Annotated in this window: 11 protein-coding genes and 1 tRNA gene; all 12 read left to right on the top strand. The window is 61.4% G+C overall.

From position 1 onward, the window contains the following. The first annotated feature begins 151 nt into the window (after positions 1-151). The 12 genes from tuf to rpoC all read left to right on the top strand — a co-directional run bounded on the left by tuf (position 152) and on the right by rpoC (position 16,332). Positions 152-1,327, top strand: a complete 1,176-nt coding sequence (gene tuf, locus GGQ99_RS05755) for an elongation factor Tu (protein WP_108608191.1) — start codon at positions 152-154, stop codon at positions 1,325-1,327. 129 nt (positions 1,328-1,456) lie between these two features. Next, positions 1,457-3,076, top strand: a complete 1,620-nt coding sequence (locus tag GGQ99_RS05750) for a hypothetical protein (protein ID WP_183261260.1) — start codon at positions 1,457-1,459, stop codon at positions 3,074-3,076. A 128-nt stretch (positions 3,077-3,204) separates the two neighbouring features. Continuing rightward, positions 3,205-3,684, top strand: coding sequence for a group II truncated hemoglobin (locus GGQ99_RS05745; RefSeq protein WP_183261258.1), 480 nt, complete (start codon positions 3,205-3,207; stop codon positions 3,682-3,684). 163 nt (positions 3,685-3,847) lie between these two features. Then, a tRNA-Trp gene (locus GGQ99_RS05740) sits at positions 3,848-3,923 on the top strand. Between the two features lie 304 nt (positions 3,924-4,227). After that, positions 4,228-4,428 carry a preprotein translocase subunit SecE gene (gene secE, locus GGQ99_RS05735; protein WP_055973830.1) on the top strand — a complete coding sequence of 67 codons (201 nt, stop codon included), beginning with the start codon at positions 4,228-4,230 and terminating at the stop codon, positions 4,426-4,428. A 27-nt stretch (positions 4,429-4,455) separates the two neighbouring features. Continuing rightward, positions 4,456-4,983 (top strand): transcription termination/antitermination protein NusG, encoded by a 528-nt coding sequence (gene nusG / locus GGQ99_RS05730; protein ID WP_108608198.1) that lies wholly within the window; start codon positions 4,456-4,458, stop codon positions 4,981-4,983. A gap of 155 nt (positions 4,984-5,138) precedes the next feature. Continuing rightward, positions 5,139-5,567, top strand: a complete 429-nt coding sequence (gene rplK / locus GGQ99_RS05725) for a 50S ribosomal protein L11 (RefSeq protein ID WP_055973823.1) — start codon at positions 5,139-5,141, stop codon at positions 5,565-5,567. Between the two features lie 4 nt (positions 5,568-5,571). Continuing rightward, positions 5,572-6,270 (top strand): 50S ribosomal protein L1, encoded by a 699-nt coding sequence (gene rplA, locus GGQ99_RS05720; RefSeq protein ID WP_108608197.1) that lies wholly within the window; start codon positions 5,572-5,574, stop codon positions 6,268-6,270. 389 nt (positions 6,271-6,659) lie between these two features. Next, positions 6,660-7,178 (top strand): 50S ribosomal protein L10, encoded by a 519-nt coding sequence (gene rplJ, locus GGQ99_RS05715; protein ID WP_055973817.1) that lies wholly within the window; start codon positions 6,660-6,662, stop codon positions 7,176-7,178. A 54-nt stretch (positions 7,179-7,232) separates the two neighbouring features. Further along, positions 7,233-7,604, top strand: coding sequence for a 50S ribosomal protein L7/L12 (gene rplL / locus GGQ99_RS05710; RefSeq protein ID WP_055973815.1), 372 nt, complete (start codon positions 7,233-7,235; stop codon positions 7,602-7,604). Between the two features lie 200 nt (positions 7,605-7,804). Beyond that, positions 7,805-11,941 carry a DNA-directed RNA polymerase subunit beta gene (rpoB, locus tag GGQ99_RS05705; protein ID WP_183261256.1) on the top strand — a complete coding sequence of 1,379 codons (4,137 nt, stop codon included), beginning with the start codon at positions 7,805-7,807 and terminating at the stop codon, positions 11,939-11,941. 194 nt (positions 11,942-12,135) lie between these two features. Then, positions 12,136-16,332 carry a DNA-directed RNA polymerase subunit beta' gene (rpoC, locus tag GGQ99_RS05700; RefSeq protein ID WP_108608195.1) on the top strand — a complete coding sequence of 1,399 codons (4,197 nt, stop codon included), beginning with the start codon at positions 12,136-12,138 and terminating at the stop codon, positions 16,330-16,332. Positions 16,333-16,386 lie beyond the last annotated feature (54 nt).

Below are 16,386 nucleotides of genomic sequence, written 5' to 3'. Positions count from 1 at the left end.
TCCCATATGTGCGTCCAGCACTGAAAGAGTAGCGCTGCTTTTGGGCCTGACCTTGGCGTTTGGGCAAAAGGCGCTTGTCTTTTTCGGCCTTTATCGGTAATCGCCCCGCATCCGACCGGAACCAAGGTCCCGATGCCCAAGGAAAGAGACAATGGCAAAAGGTAAATTCGAGCGTAATAAGCCTCATGTGAACATTGGCACGATTGGTCACGTCGACCACGGCAAGACGTCGCTGACGGCGGCGATCACGAAGTATTTCGGCGAGTTCAAGGCCTACGACCAGATCGACGCAGCGCCTGAAGAGAAGGCCCGCGGCATCACCATTTCGACGGCACACGTCGAATACGAGACGCCGGCCCGCCACTACGCTCACGTCGACTGCCCCGGCCACGCCGACTATGTCAAGAACATGATCACCGGTGCTGCCCAGATGGACGGCGCGATCCTGGTCGTCTCGGCTGCCGACGGCCCGATGCCGCAGACCCGCGAGCACATCCTGCTCGCCCGTCAGGTCGGCGTTCCGGCCCTGGTGGTGTTCCTCAACAAGGTCGACCTGGTCGACGACGCCGAGCTGCTCGAGCTGGTCGAGCTCGAAGTGCGCGAGCTGCTGTCGAAGTACGAGTTCCCCGGCGACGACATTCCGATGATCAAGGGTTCGGCTGTTGCTGCCCTCAACGATTCGGACAAGAAGATCGGCGAAGACGCGATCCGCGAGCTGATGGCTGCGGTCGACGCCTACATCCCGACGCCTGAGCGTCCGATCGACCGTCCGTTCCTGATGCCGATCGAAGACGTGTTCTCGATCTCGGGCCGCGGCACGGTTGTCACCGGTCGCGTCGAGCGCGGCATCGTCAAGGTTGGCGAAGAAGTCGAGATCGTCGGCATCAAGGCGACCTCGAAGACGACGGTTACCGGCGTCGAGATGTTCCGCAAGCTGCTCGACCAGGGCCAGGCCGGCGACAACATCGGCGCGCTGATCCGCGGCGTTGGCCGTGAAGACGTCGAGCGCGGCCAGGTGCTGTGCAAGCCGGGTTCGGTCAAGCCGCACAAGAAGTTCGTGGCTGAAGCCTACATCCTGACCAAGGAAGAGGGTGGCCGTCACACGCCGTTCTTCACCAACTACCGTCCGCAGTTCTATTTCCGCACGACCGACGTGACCGGCATCGTGTCGCTGCCGGAAGGCACCGAGATGGTCATGCCCGGCGACAACATCACCGTTGACGTCGAGCTGATCGTGCCGATCGCCATGGAAGAGAAGCTCCGCTTCGCTATCCGTGAAGGCGGCCGCACCGTCGGCGCCGGCATCGTCGCTTCGATCAAAGAATAATCGACGGTTCACTGTCGAAAGCATGAAGGGCGGCCTCCGGGCCGCCCTTTTTGTTTGGCCGATACATTGCAAGTCCCGGTTCCGGAATTACTATCGCTTTGGGTAGCGGCTGGTTTGGGGGAATCCGCCATGGGCAAGGGCTCGCGCGCAGTCTGGCAGGAGCTTGTCCTGTCTTTTGCCTTGGCTATCGTAGTCGCACTGTCGTTTCCGGCCTCGGCGGAGGCCGCCAAGCACAAGCCTCCGGACAATGACGGGCCGCCCATGCGTTTCGCCGTCGTGCGCAGCGCCTCGCCGGGTTGCGAGCCGCTTTGCCCTGAATGGATTTCGGCCGAGGGCACGATCACGCGTTCGACGCCTGCCGAGTTCAAGAAGCTGCTCAAGAAGCTGGGCGACAAGCGACTGCCAGTCATCGTGACTTCGCCCGGCGGCCACGTCGAGGCGGCATGGGAGCTGGGCCGGATGCTGCGGGCGCGCAAGCTCGACATTGGCGTTGGGCTTACCAGGTTTGTCGAATGTGCGCCTGGTCAGAAGGGCTGCAAGCTCGATCCGGCCAGGAAGGGTATCTACTCAGGCGCCTTGTACGCGGCCGGCGCTTACTGCGCCTCCGCTTGCTCGATGATGTTCGCGGGCGGCGTGCGCAGGCATGTGGGGCAGTGGGCCTACATGGGCGTCCATCAAGTGACGTCTTATGTGACGCAGCAGAAGATCACCTATCGCGAGACCTACCGGATCGTGAACGGCAAGAAGAAGGGCATCAAGCGCAAGGTCGTTGGCCGCAAGACAGTGGGCAGCTACACCACGACCAAGATGGGCAAGGCGTTCAAGTCCAAGATGTTGGCCTATTTCAAGGAGATGGGGGTCAAGCAGGCCATGTTCGATGCGGGGCAAAGCACACCCGCCGCCGACATGCGCCAGCTTGCCCTGGTGGAGATGCTCGACATGAACCTTGTCACGAGCATGGATGCCACCGACGCGCTGGTGAGCATCGAGATCTGCAAGCGCGCTGTTCCCGCCGGAAATTGCACCCTCGCGCCTGGTGTCAAACCACAACCCGGCACATACCCCAATCCCGTTGTGCCGGAAGACGGTGGTATGTGGTTTGTGGTTGTTCGCTCCGGCGAGGCTGGTTGCGAACCGACTTGCCCCGAATGGATTTCTGCTGAAGGCGACATCGATGCCAAGGCGTTGCCGCGGCTCGAGGCGACGCTCAAGGCGCTGGGCGGGCGGAAGCTTCCTTTGGTGGTGTCATCCAGAGGTGGCGACGTGGATACGTCGATGGCAATGGGCAAGATGATCCGCAAGCACGGCTTGGACGTTGCGGTTGGGGGCACGATATTTGGCGGCTGCCGGCCGCGCGATGAGGGCTGCAAGGTACCAGCCAAGTCGCCGTTCTTTAGCAATGCGGTTTCATACGAAGGGCTGTGCCTAAGCGATTGCACCCTCCTGCTGGCCGCGGGTAAGACGAGGCTGGTTGGCTATGGTGCTCGACTAGGATGGTATCTGAGAGCTAAGCCGTCCACATCCGTGCTTGCGTCGTATCTTGACGAAATGGGGGTGCGGGCTCAATCGTTCGACGACGTTGCGCCCATCAAGGTCGTCTATACTGACCAGACGAGGCTCAAGGCGGCGGGGCTCCTGACCCGGAATGGCTCAGTGGATCTGCTGATCGATGGCAGTGTTTGCCGGCTGATCCCTATCCCCGCCAATTGCAGGCTTGCCAGTCAAGGTGAGTTTGCGCGGAAACAGTAAGGCGTCCCGCACCCAACGTTAGCCTCACTGCCAGTCATAAGCGGTAAGACATCCACGCACTGACAGCTGCAGGCTTCCCACCCGCGATCGCGCTCCCCATATGCCTTCAACGCTATAGGATGAAGGCGATGCAAAAAGACGTGCCGACATTGTTCGAGTGGGTTGGTGGAGCCGCAGCGCTCAACCGGCTGACGAGCGTATTCTATGACAAGGTGCGCAGTGATCCGCTGCTCGAACCGGTGTTCCGCAACATGTCCGGTGACCATCCCGCGCATGTCGCTGCCTTTATCGGCGAGGTGTTTGGAGGGCCGAAGGACTACAGCGAGAGCCATGGTGGCCATTCCGCCATGATCAGCCATCACCTCAACAGGCACCTGACCGAGGCGCAGCGCCGTCAATGGATTGCGCTGTTGCTCGATGCTGCCGACGAGGTGGAGCTGCCCGACGATCCGGAGTTCCGTTCGGCGTTCGTCGCCTATCTCGAATGGGGCACGCGGCTGGCCAAGCTGAACTCACAGGACGGTGCCGCGCCCGCACTCCACGAACCGATGCCACGCTGGGGCTGGGGCGTACCAGGCGGACCTTACGTACCGCCCGCCAAATCGTGATCGGAAGCCTGGACCTGCCCAAGCCGGGCGGGCGAGGGCGCTTGTGCAGCGCCTCGTGCAATTCCGCCTGTGAATGTTGGAAGCATCGCGCACTCCACTCTTTACAGACGCCTCGGAAATCCTTAGGAAGCCCGTGCTGCGCAGATGATGCGCGGCGACAAGTACGGGCATAGCTCAGTTGGTAGAGCGGCGGTCTCCAAAACCGCAGGTCGTAGGTTCGAGCCCTGCTGCCCGTGCCAGTCTTGCCAGAATTCGCTAATTCGGGCATAAAGACTTCTATAGCCGGAACGGGACGACTGGATGGTCCCGATGCGGCGCTCAAACGTAGTACGGGTTCCTGCCACTTGCGTGGAAAGAGAATCGGCTCTATGTAGGCGAAACAGACACGCGGCGCGTGGAGCTGGGGATCCGGCTTTACGCGTCCGAATTGCATGGGCGGAATGTTTGCGCTGATTCGCGCGGATTGCCTGCCATGCAGCGGCATCTCCCGGTCACGGGATCATCCAGAAGTCCGGTCAACGGACGTTGAAAGCAGAGCGGCACATGGCGAAAACCACGAACCCCTTCACCTTTCTGCAGCAGGTGCGGTCGGAAACGGCGAAGGTTACGTGGCCCTCACGGCGCGAGACGATGATCTCCACCGTCATGGTGCTCGGATTTGCCGTCATCGCGATGATTTTCTTTTTTGCCGCTGACCAGCTGATGGCATTCGCTGTCGAGCAGATCCTGGGCATTGGCCGCTAAGGCTGCGAATACGGAGAATTCCCTGAAATGACCGCGCGCTGGTACATCGTCCACGCCTATTCGAACTTCGAAAAGAAGGTCGCCGAGGACATTGAGCACAAGGCCAAGCAGAAGGGCCTGAGCGACCAGATCGAGCAGATCGTCGTTCCGACCGAAAAGGTTGTCGAGATTCGCCGCGGCCGCAAGGTCGATGCCGAGCGCAAGTTCTTCCCGGGCTATGTCCTGCTCAAGGCCAACCTCACGGATGCCGTGTTCAGTCTCGTCAAGAACACCCCGAAGGTTACTGGTTTCCTTGGCGATTCGAAGCCGGTGCCGATTACGGAAGCCGAGGCCCAGCGCATCCTGAACCAGGTTCAGGAAGGCGTCGAGCGTCCGAAGCCTTCGGTCACCTTCGAGATCGGCGAGGCGGTGCGCGTTTCCGATGGTCCGTTCGCCTCGTTCAACGGTTTCGTCCAGGAAGTGGACGAGGAGCGTGCGCGCCTCAAGGTGGAAGTTTCGATCTTCGGGCGCGCCGTGCCTGTCGATCTCGAATTCGGTCAGGTCGAAAAGGGCTGATCGAAGCGCCCGTCACCGGTTTCGGTGGTGGGCAGTGTCAGGCGCATGCCTGGCGCAAGCATGGTGGGAGATGAGGCGGCTTAGCCGGTCGTCTTCTTCGCACCACCGAACTGCAACCGCCGGCCCAGCCGGCATGAAACAAAGGCAGAAAAGAGATGGCTAAGAAAGTTGCGGGCCAGCTCAAGCTTCAGGTTTCCGCGGGTTCGGCGACGCCGTCGCCCCCGATCGGACCGGCGCTTGGTCAGCGTGGCATCAACATCATGGAGTTCTGCAAGGCGTTCAACGCGCAGACCCAGGAGCTCGAGAAGGGGTCGCCGATCCCGGTCGTGATCACCTATTACCAGGACAAGTCGTTCACCTTCGTCATGAAGACGCCTCCGGTGGCCTATTTCCTGAAGAAGGCGGCCAACCTCAAGTCTGGCTCGAAGGAGCCGGGCAAGATCAAGGCTGGCGAGATCAGCAGCGCCAAGGTGCGCGAGATCGCCGAAGTCAAGATGAAGGACCTCAACGCGAACGACATCGAAGCCGCCATCAAGATGGTCGAAGGCTCGGCTCGTTCGATGGGCCTGGAAGTGGTGGGCTGAGATCATGGCTAAGATTGCAAAGCGCGTTTCCAAGTCCCGCGAAGGCATCGATGCAAACAAGGCTTACGGCCTTGGTGAAGCACTCGAGCTTTTGAAGGCTCGCTCGTCGGTCAAGTTCGACGAGACCATCGAAGTCGCCATGAACCTCGGCGTCGACCCGCGCCATGCTGACCAGATGGTCCGCGGCGTGGTCAACCTGCCGAACGGCACGGGCCGTACGGTCCGCGTTGCGGTGTTCGCACGCGATGCGAAGGCTGACGAAGCCCGCGCAGCCGGCGCCGACATCGTTGGTGCGGAAGATCTCGTCGACATCGTCCAGAAGGGCCAGATCGACTTCGACCGCTGCATCGCCACCCCCGACATGATGCCGCTGGTCGGCCGTCTCGGTAAGGTGCTCGGCCCGCGCGGCATGATGCCGAACCCGAAGGTCGGCACCGTGACCACCGACGTCGCAGCAGCCGTCAAGGCTTCGAAGGGCGGCGCCGTTGAGTTCCGTGTCGAGAAGGCCGGTATCATCCACGCCGGCGTCGGCAAGGTTTCGTTCGACGTCAAGGCGCTGGAAGAAAACGTCCGCGCCTTCGCGGATGCGGTCAACAAGGCCAAGCCGGCCGGTGCCAAGGGCGTCTACGTCAAGAAGGTGTCCGTCACCTCGACGATGGGCCCGGGCCTGAAGCTCGATCTCGGCACGCTCGCAGCGTCCTGATAAGTTGAATTTGGATCGGCCACTAAAGGCCTGATCCCGAATAAGAATTCCGGGCTTCCGAGCCCGGATTTTCGGAAGTTGGAAACAGCTTTCGAAAATCCTGTCCGAGATTGCAGGCGGTCCAGGCGACCCTTGGTCCTTAATTCGAATGGGCCTGCATGAGACGGGTGAAGACCAGACAAAGGAGCTTTGGCTCCAATGAAAGGTTCGAACCGTGTTTGCCTTTTGTCTGCGCATCGCGCCGGGCCGCAAGCCCGTCAGGTGTGGCGAAAGGGGGCAGGATCCTCGAGCGCCGTTCGGGTGATCTGGAATTTCTGGATTGGCCGCCCGGCAAAAGGCAACCCGACCGCTCACCCCGCAAATGGGAGGCGGTCAACTGGAGATAGGCAGTGGACAGAGCGGAAAAACGCGAACTCGTCACGGGCCTGAATGACGCGTTCTCGAACGCAGGTTCAGTCGTCGTGGCCCACTATGCCGGTATCACCGTCGCGCAAATGAACGATCTTCGCGTGAAGATGCGTCAGGCCGGCGGCACCGTCAAAGTCGCGAAGAACCGTCTCGCCAAAATCGCTCTTCAGGGCACGGAATCCGAAAGCATCATCGATCTGTTCAAGGGACAGACGCTGGTTGCCTATTCGGAGGATCCGATTGCAGCGCCGAAGGTCGCGTCCGACTTCGCCAAGACCAATGACAAGCTTGTCATCCTTGGTGGTTCGATGGGCACGACCTCGCTCAACGCCGACGGAGTCAAGGCTTTGGCCGCGCTCCCGTCGCTCGACGAGCTGCGTGCAAAGCTGGTTGGCATGATCGCCACCCCGGCTACCCGGATCGCCCAGATCGTCAATGCGCCGGCGGCTTCGGTCGCGCGCGTCATTGGCGCATATGCCCGGAAGGACGAGGCGGCATGAGGCCGTTCCTCGCTATCATCAACACACGTTCGAACTGATTGAAGGAATAGATAAATGGCTGATCTCGCAAAGATCGTTGACGACCTGTCGGCCCTGACCGTCCTCGAGGCGGCTGAGCTGTCGAAGCTCCTCGAAGAGAAGTGGGGCGTTTCGGCTGCTGCTCCGGTTGCAGTCGCTGCTGCTGGCGGCGCTGCTGCTGCTCCGGCTGAAGAGAAGACCGAGTTCGATGTCATCCTGGCAGCTGCCGGCGACAAGAAGATCGAAGTCATCAAGGAAGTCCGCGCCATCACCGGCCTGGGCCTCAAGGAAGCCAAGGACCTCGTCGAAGGCGCTCCGAAGCCGATCAAGGAAGGCGTCTCGAAGGCTGACGCCGAGAAGCTCAAGGCTCAGCTGGAAGCAGCTGGCGCCAAGGTCGAGCTTAAGTAAGCACGGTTTCGGTGGGCGGCTCAGTGCCGCCCACCGGCTCCCGTGACCCGGGGGATTGTGGGGAACCTATTTCCTGAGGGCCGCAAGCGGCTTTCAGGAAACGGGTTTTCGCCCGTTTTGGACAGGCCGCCGCCGAGGCGGCGAGAATGCAAGGTGAGCCTTAGCGACTCTCACCCCAAGAAAGGCAGCAAGGAGCGACGATGGCCCAGACCCAGACTTTCAATGGCCGCAGACGCGTACGCAAGTTCTTCGGAAAGATCCCTGAAGTTGCGGAGATGCCGAACCTGATCGAGGTTCAGAAGGCATCCTATGACCAGTTCCTGATGGTGGACGAGCCCAAGGGCGGTCGTCCCGACGAAGGACTGCAGGCCGTTTTCAAGTCGGTCTTCCCGATCTCAGACTTCTCCGGCGCTTCGATGCTGGAGTTTGTCAAGTACGAGTTCGAAGCACCGAAGTTCGACGTCGATGAGTGCCGTCAGCGCGACCTGACGTTTGCCGCGCCGCTCAAGGTGACGCTGCGCCTCATCGTGTTCGATATCGACGAGGATACCGGCGCGAAGTCGATCAAGGACATCAAGGAGCAGGACGTCTACATGGGCGACATGCCGCTCATGACGTCCAACGGCACCTTCATCGTCAACGGCACCGAGCGCGTCATCGTTTCGCAGATGCACCGTTCGCCGGGCGTCTTCTTCGATCACGACAAGGGCAAGTCGCACTCATCGGGCAAGCTGTTGTTCGCTGCCCGCGTCATCCCTTATCGCGGTTCCTGGCTCGACATCGAGTTCGACTCCAAGGACATCGTCCACGCCCGTATCGACCGCCGCCGCAAGATCCCGGTGTCGTCGCTGCTGATGGCGCTCGGCATGGACGGCGAGGAGATCCTGTCGACCTTCTACAACAAGATCACCTACAAGAAGTCGGGCGACCATTGGCGCATCCCGTTCTCGGTCGATCGCTTCAAGGGCTTGAAGGCTGTCGGCGACCTGGTTGACGCCGATACCGGCGAGATCGTCGTCGAAGGCGGCAAGAAGATCACCGCGCGCCAGGCCAAGCAGCTTGCCGAGAAGGGCCTCAAGGCCATCAAGGCGACCGAAGACGACCTCTTCGGCAGCTATCTTGCCGAGGATATCGTCAACTACGCGACTGGCGAGATCTTCCTCGAAGCCGGCGACGAGATCGACGAGAAGACCCTCAAGGTTCTGCTTTCGGCCGGCGAGGAAGAGATCAAGATCCTCGACATCGACCACATCAACGTGGGCGGATACATCCGCAACACGCTGACGGTCGACAAGAACGAAAGCCGCCAGGACGCGCTGTTCGACATCTATCGTGTCATGCGCCCGGGCGAGCCGCCCACCATCGACACTGCCGAAGCGATGTTCAACTCGCTGTTCTTCGATAGCGAGCGCTACGACCTTTCGGCCGTCGGCCGCGTCAAGATGAACATGCGTCTCGAGCTCGACGCTGAAGACACCGTCCGTGTCCTGCGCAAGGAAGACATCCTTGCCGTGGTCAGGACGCTTGTCGAACTGCGCGACGGCAAGGGCGAGATCGACGACATCGACAACCTCGGCAACCGCCGCGTCCGTTCGGTCGGCGAGCTGATGGAGAACCAGTACCGCGTCGGTCTGCTGCGTATGGAGCGCGCGATCAAGGAGCGCATGTCGTCGATCGAGATCGACACCGTCATGCCGCAGGACCTGATCAACGCCAAGCCGGCCGCAGCTGCCGTGCGCGAGTTCTTCGGTTCCTCGCAGCTGTCGCAGTTCATGGACCAGACCAACCCGCTGTCGGAGATCACCCACAAGCGTCGTCTTTCGGCGCTTGGACCTGGCGGTCTGACCCGCGAGCGCGCCGGCTTCGAAGTCCGCGACGTGCATCCGACCCACTATGGCCGTATCTGCCCGATTGAAACGCCGGAAGGCCCGAACATCGGTCTGATCAACTCGCTGGCCACCTTTGCCCGCGTCAACAAGTACGGCTTCATCGAGAGCCCGTATCGCAAGATCGTCGATGGCAAGCTGACCAACGAGGTCGTCTATCTCTCGGCTATGGAAGAGGCCAAGCACTTCGTTGCTCAGGCCAACGCCGAGCTCGACAAGAACGGCCACTTCGTCGACGAGTTCGTCATTTGCCGTAACGCCGGCGAAGTGATGATGGCGCCACGCGAAAACGTCGACCTTATGGACGTTTCGCCGAAGCAGATGGTTTCGGTCGCAGCTGCGCTGATCCCATTCCTGGAAAACGACGACGCCAACCGCGCTCTGATGGGCTCGAACATGCAGCGTCAGGCCGTGCCGCTGGTGCGCGCCGAGGCTCCGTTCGTCGGCACCGGCATGGAGCCGATCGTTGCCCGTGACTCAGGCGCCGCCATCGGCGCCCGCCGCGGCGGCATCGTCGACCAGGTTGACGCGACCCGTATCGTTGTCCGTGCGACGGAAGATCTCGATCCGGGCAAGTCCGGCGTCGACATCTACCGCCTGATGAAGTTCCAGCGTTCGAACCAGAACACCTGCATCAACCAGCGTCCGCTGGTTCGCATGGGCGACCGGGTCAACAAGGGCGACATCATTGCCGACGGTCCGTCGACCGAGCTCGGCGATCTGGCGCTCGGCCGCAACGTGCTCGTCGCGTTCATGCCGTGGAACGGCTACAACTACGAGGACTCGATCCTGCTCTCCGAGCGTATCGTGGCCGACGACGTCTTCACCTCGATCCACATCGAGGAGTTCGAGGTCATGGCCCGTGATACGAAGCTCGGGCCTGAGGAAATCACCCGCGACATTCCGAACGTCTCGGAAGAAGCGCTGAAGAACCTCGACGAAGCCGGTATCGTCTACATCGGTGCGGAAGTGCAGCCGGGCGACATCCTGGTCGGCAAGATCACGCCGAAGGGTGAAAGCCCGATGACGCCGGAAGAGAAGCTTCTGCGTGCCATCTTCGGTGAAAAGGCGTCCGACGTCCGGGACACCTCCATGCGCATGCCGCCCGGAACCTACGGCACCATCGTCGAAGTTCGCGTCTTCAACCGCCACGGGGTGGAGAAGGACGAACGCGCCATGGCAATCGAGCGCGAGGAAATCGAGCGTCTCGCCAAGGACCGTGACGACGAGCAGGCGATCCTCGACCGCAACGTCTACAGCCGCCTGAGCGACATGCTCATCGGCAAGGACGCGATTGCCGGGCCGAAGGGCTTCAAGAAGGGCTCTACGCTCGCCAAGGAGACCCTGGACGACTATCCGCGTTCGCAGTGGTGGCAGTTCGCCGTCGAAGACGAGAAGATGCAGGGTGAGCTTGAGGCTCTGCGCGGCCAGTACGACGACTCCAAGAAGCAGCTCGAGCAGCGCTTCATGGACAAGGTCGAGAAGGTGCAGCGCGGCGACGAGATGCCGCCCGGCGTCATGAAGATGGTCAAGGTCTTCGTCGCGGTGAAGCGCAAGATGCAGCCCGGCGACAAGATGGCCGGCCGTCACGGCAACAAGGGTGTCGTGTCGCGCATCGTTCCGGTCGAGGACATGCCGTTCCTCGAAGATGGTACGCATGCCGACATCGTGCTGAACCCCCTCGGCGTGCCTTCGCGCATGAACGTCGGCCAGATCCTCGAAACCCATCTCGGCTGGGCTTGCGCCGGCATGGGCAGGAAGATCGGCGAGATGATCGATGCGTATAAGGCTGCCGGCGACATCAAACCGCTGCGCGACACCATCGAGAGCATCATTCCGGCCAACGACCGGAACGAGCCGGTTCGCAATTACGACGACGAGAGTGTCGTTCGCCTCGGCGAGCAGATGCGTCGCGGCGTCTCGATTGCGACCCCGGTGTTCGACGGTGCGCACGAGGCTGACATCAACGAGATGCTGGAGCAGGCGGGCCTGCACACATCGGGTCAGTCGCAGCTCTATGACGGACGTACGGGCGAGCCGTTCGACCGCAAGGTGACGATGGGCTACATCTACATGCTCAAGCTTCACCACCTGGTCGACGACAAGATCCACGCTCGTTCGATCGGACCTTACTCGCTCGTTACCCAGCAGCCGCTGGGCGGCAAGGCGCAGTTCGGCGGTCAGCGCTTCGGCGAAATGGAGGTCTGGGCACTCGAAGCCTATGGTGCCGCCTATACGCTGCAGGAAATGCTGACGGTGAAGTCGGACGACGTGGCCGGCCGTACCAAGGTCTACGAGGCGATCGTGCGCGGCGACGACACGTTCGAAGCGGGCATCCCCGAGAGCTTCAACGTTCTCGTCAAGGAAATGCGTTCGCTGGGCCTCAATGTCGAATTGGAGAACACCAAGATCGACGAGACCGCGCATCGCCTGCCCGACGCGGCAGAGTAAGCATCAAAGGCGCGCCGCGGGATTTTTCCCGCGGCGTCGCCGCAGAGCATGATCCCCAAATTTGGGTGCCGGTTTCGGTCAAGATCATGCTCATTTGTTGAGAATTCTTCGGCTATGGGCCGACACAGCTGGCGGGCGCTCTGGTCCGCACACGATGACAAGGGGCTTTCGAGGGCCCCGAAAAGGAGAACGGCATGAACCAAGAGGTCATGAATCTCTTCAACCCTCAGGCGCCTGCGCAGGTGTTCGATTCCATCCGGATTTCGCTCGCCAGCCCTGAGAAGATTCTGTCCTGGTCGTTCGGCGAGATCAAGAAGCCGGAGACGATCAACTATCGTACCTTCAAGCCGGAGCGCGACGGCCTGTTCTGCGCGCGCATCTTCGGCCCGATCAAGGACTACGAATGCTTGTGCGGCAAGTACAAGCGCATGAAGTACAAGGGCGTCATCTGCGAAAAGTGCGGCGTGGAAGTCACGCTGTCGCGCGTTCGTCGCGAGCGCATGGGCCACATCGAGCTCGCAGCGCCCGTCGCCCACATCTGGTTCCTGAAGTCGCTGCCGAGCCGCATCGGCACGCTGCTCGACATGACGCTCAAGGATATCGAGCGCGTCCTGTATTTCGAGAACTACATCGTTACCGAGCCTGGCCTGACCGCGCTCAAGGAGCACCAGCTCCTGAGCGAGGAAGAGTACATGCTTGCGGTTGACGAGTATGGCGAGGACAGCTTCACCGCCATGATCGGCGCCGAGGCCATCCACGACCTGCTCGCCAGCATGGACCTGGAGAAGATCGCGGGCGATCTGCGTTCCGAACTCGCCACGACGACGTCGGAACTCAAGCAGAAGAAGTACCTCAAGCGCCTCAAGGTCGTTGAGAACTTCATGGAATCGGGCAACCGTCCCGAGTGGATGATCATGAAGGTCGTGCCGGTGATCCCGCCGGACCTGCGCCCGCTGGTCCCGCTGGATGGCGGCCGCTTTGCGACTTCCGACCTGAACGATCTCTATCGCCGCGTGATCAACCGCAACAACCGCTTGAAGCGGCTGATCGAACTGCGTGCGCCTGGCATCATCATCCGCAATGAAAAGCGCATGCTGCAGGAGGCTGTCGACGCACTGTTCGACAACGGCCGCCGCGGTCGCGTCATCACCGGTGCCAACAAGCGCCCGCTGAAGTCGCTGTCCGACATGCTCAAGGGCAAGCAGGGTCGCTTCCGCCAGAACCTGCTCGGCAAGCGCGTCGACTATTCCGGCCGTTCGGTCATCGTGACCGGTCCGGAACTGAAGCTGCACCAGTGCGGCCTGCCGAAGAAGATGGCGCTCGAACTGTTCAAGCCGTTCATCTACGCCCGCCTCGACGCCAAGGGTTATTCCTCGACCGTCAAGCAGGCCAAGAAGCTGGTCGAGAAGGAAAAGCCGGAAGTCTGGGATATCCTCGACGAGGTCATCCGCGAGCATCCGGTTCTGCTCAACCGCGCGCCGACGCTGCACCGCTTGGGCATCCAGGCCTTCGAACCCACTCTGATCGAAGGCAAGGCCATCCAGCTGCATCCGCTCGTCTGCACGGCCTTCAACGCCGACTTCGACGGCGACCAGATGGCTGTCCACGTTCCGCTGTCGCTCGAGGCTCAGCTCGAAGCACGCGTGCTGATGATGTCGACCAACAACATCCTGCACCCGGCTTCCGGCGCGCCGATCATCGTGCCGTCGCAGGACATGGTTCTCGGTCTCTACTATCTTTCGATCGTCAACCAGAACGAGCCGGGCGAGGGCATGGCGTTTGCCGACATGGGCGAACTCCAGCACGCGCTTGAGACCAAGGCAGTCACCCTGCACGCCAAGATCAAGGGTCGCTTCCGCACTGTCGACGCCGAAGGCAATGTCGTGTCCAAGATCCACGACACGACCCCGGGGCGCATGATCATTGGCGAACTTCTGCCGAAGAACGTCAACGTGCCGTACGAGACCGCAAACCAGGAGATGACCAAGAAGAACATCTCCAAGATGATCGATACCGTCTACCGCCACTGCGGTCAGAAAGAGACGGTCATCTTCTGCGATCGCATCATGGCTCTCGGCTTCGCTCACGCCTGCCGCGCCGGCATCTCGTTCGGCAAGGACGACATGCTCATCCCTGACACGAAGCACGGCCTAGTCGAACAGACCGAAGCGCTCGCCAAGGAATATGAGCAGCAGTACAACGACGGCCTGATCACCCAGGGCGAGAAGTACAACAAGGTCGTCGACGCCTGGGCCAAGTGCTCGGAAAAGGTCGCCGACGAAATGATGGCCCGCATCAAGGCGGTGGAGTTCGAGGACAACGGCCGTCAGAAGCCGATGAACTCCATCTACATGATGTCGCACTCCGGTGCGCGTGGTTCGCCCACCCAGATGCGTCAGCTGGCCGGCATGCGCGGCCTGATGGCCAAGCCGTCGGGTGAAATCATCGAGACGCCGATCATCTCGAACTTCAAGGAAGGCCTGACCGTTCTTGAATACTTCAACTCGACCCACGGCGCCCGCAAGGGTCTCGCGGATACCGCTCTGAAGACGGCTAACTCCGGCTACCTGACCCGTCGTCTCGTTGACGTGGCGCAGGACTGCATCGTCAACTCGGTTGATTGCGGCACCGACAAGGGCCTCACCATGCAGCCGATCGTCGATGCCGGTCAGGTGGTCGCTTCGCTCGGTCTGCGTATCCTCGGCCGTACTTCGCTCGACGACATCAACCACCCGGTCACCGGCGATCTGCTGGTCAAGGGCGGAACGCTGATGGACGAACGCGACATCGAGGTGATCGAGAAGGCTGGCGTGCAGTCGGTCCGCATCCGTTCGGCACTGACCTGCGAAGTCAAGGTCGGCGTCTGCGCGGTCTGCTACGGTCGCGACCTGGCACGCGGTACTCCTGTCAACCAGGGTGAAGCTGTCGGTGTCATCGCCGCACAGTCGATCGGCGAGCCTGGCACGCAGCTCACCATGCGTACCTTCCACATGGGCGGTACCGCGCAGGTGGTCGACAGCTCGTTCCTCGAAGCTTCGTATGAAGGCAAGGTCGAGATCCGCAACCGCAACGTCGTCCGCAACTCTGACGGCAACCTCGTCGTGATGGGCCGCAACATGGCGATCCTGATCCTCGATGAGGCCGGCAAGGAGCGTGCGACGCACCGCGTCACCTATGGTTCGCGTATCTTCGTGGACGATGGCGACAAGGTGAAGCGCGGCCAGCGTGTTGCAGAGTGGGATCCCTACACCCGTCCGATCCTCACCGAAATCGAAGGCCGCGTGGCCTTCGAAGATCTGGTCGACGGCATTTCCGTTCAGGAAACGGCCGACGAGTCGACCGGCATCACCAAGCGTGAGGTCATCGATTGGCGTTCGACCCCGCGTGGCAACGATCTGAAGCCCGCGATGGTCGTTCAGGACTCCAAGGGCAAGGTCGGCAAGCTGTCGAAGGGCGGCGACGCCCGCTTCCTGCTCTCGGTCGAGGCCATTCTTTCGGTCGAGCCGGGTGCGCAGGTTCGCCCTGGCGACGTGCTGGCGCGTATCCCGATGGAAAGCGCGAAGACCAAGGACATCACCGGCGGTCTGCCGCGTGTTGCCGAACTCTTCGAAGCCCGCCGTCCGAAGGATCACGCCATCATCGCCGAGATCGATGGTACGGTCCGCTTCGGCCGCGACTACAAGAACAAGCGCCGCATCATCATTGAGCCGCATGACTCGACGCTTGAGCCGGTCGAATACCTGATCCCGAAGGGCAAGCCGTTCCATCTCCAGGACGGCGACGCCATCGAGAAGGGCGACTACATCCTCGACGGCAATCCGGCGCCGCACGACATCCTGGCGATCAAGGGCGTGGAAGCGCTTGCTTCCTACCTCGTCAATGAAATCCAGGAAGTCTACCGGTTGCAGGGCGTGTCGATCAACGACAAGCACATCGAGGTCATCGTCCGTCAGATGCTGCAGAAGGTCGAGATCACCGTACAGGGCGACTCGATCTACATCCCGGGCGATCATGTCGACGTCATCGAGTTCGACGAGGTCAACGATCGTCTGATCGAGGAGGGCAAGAAGCCTGCCGAAGGTCAGCCGGTTCTGCTCGGTATCACCAAGGCATCGCTGCAGACGCCGTCCTTCATCTCGGCCGCCTCCTTCCAGGAGACGACCAGGGTGCTGACGGAAGCTGCGGTCGCCGGCAAGACCGACATGCTGCAGGGTCTCAAGGAAAACGTCATCGTCGGCCGTCTCATCCCGGCCGGCACGGGCGGCATGATGAGCCAGATCCGGCGCATCGCCACCTCGCGCGACGAACTGATCCTCGACGAACGCCGCAAGCTTTCGGGCGTGGAAGTCGCCGAGCCGATCCTGACCGACATGGTCAACGCCGCTCAGTAAGAGCGCCGTCCGATATGAATAGGAAAGGGGGCTTCGGCCCCCTTTTTCATTGCC

It is taken from the genome of Aminobacter niigataensis (assembly GCF_014200015.1).
Taxonomy (GTDB): domain Bacteria; phylum Pseudomonadota; class Alphaproteobacteria; order Rhizobiales; family Rhizobiaceae; genus Aminobacter; species Aminobacter niigataensis.
This window is presented reverse-complemented; position numbering and strand designations above follow the sequence as displayed.

Excerpts from the sequence above, each read along its gene's own strand:
- tuf (WP_108608191.1), top strand. The coding sequence starts at position 152 with ATGGCAAAAGGTAAATTCGAGCGTAATAAGCCTCATGTGAACATTGGC.
- GGQ99_RS05750 (WP_183261260.1), top strand. The coding sequence starts at position 1,457 with ATGGGCAAGGGCTCGCGCGCAGTCTGGCAGGAGCTTGTCCTGTCTTTT.
- GGQ99_RS05745 (WP_183261258.1), top strand. The coding sequence starts at position 3,205 with ATGCAAAAAGACGTGCCGACATTGTTCGAGTGGGTTGGTGGAGCCGCA.
- secE (WP_055973830.1), top strand. The coding sequence starts at position 4,228 with ATGGCGAAAACCACGAACCCCTTCACCTTTCTGCAGCAGGTGCGGTCG.
- nusG (WP_108608198.1), top strand. The coding sequence starts at position 4,456 with ATGACCGCGCGCTGGTACATCGTCCACGCCTATTCGAACTTCGAAAAG.
- rplK (WP_055973823.1), top strand. The coding sequence starts at position 5,139 with ATGGCTAAGAAAGTTGCGGGCCAGCTCAAGCTTCAGGTTTCCGCGGGT.
- rplA (WP_108608197.1), top strand. The coding sequence starts at position 5,572 with ATGGCTAAGATTGCAAAGCGCGTTTCCAAGTCCCGCGAAGGCATCGAT.
- rplL (WP_055973815.1), top strand. The coding sequence starts at position 7,233 with ATGGCTGATCTCGCAAAGATCGTTGACGACCTGTCGGCCCTGACCGTC.
- rpoB (WP_183261256.1), top strand. The coding sequence starts at position 7,805 with ATGGCCCAGACCCAGACTTTCAATGGCCGCAGACGCGTACGCAAGTTC.
- rpoC (WP_108608195.1), top strand. The coding sequence starts at position 12,136 with ATGAACCAAGAGGTCATGAATCTCTTCAACCCTCAGGCGCCTGCGCAG.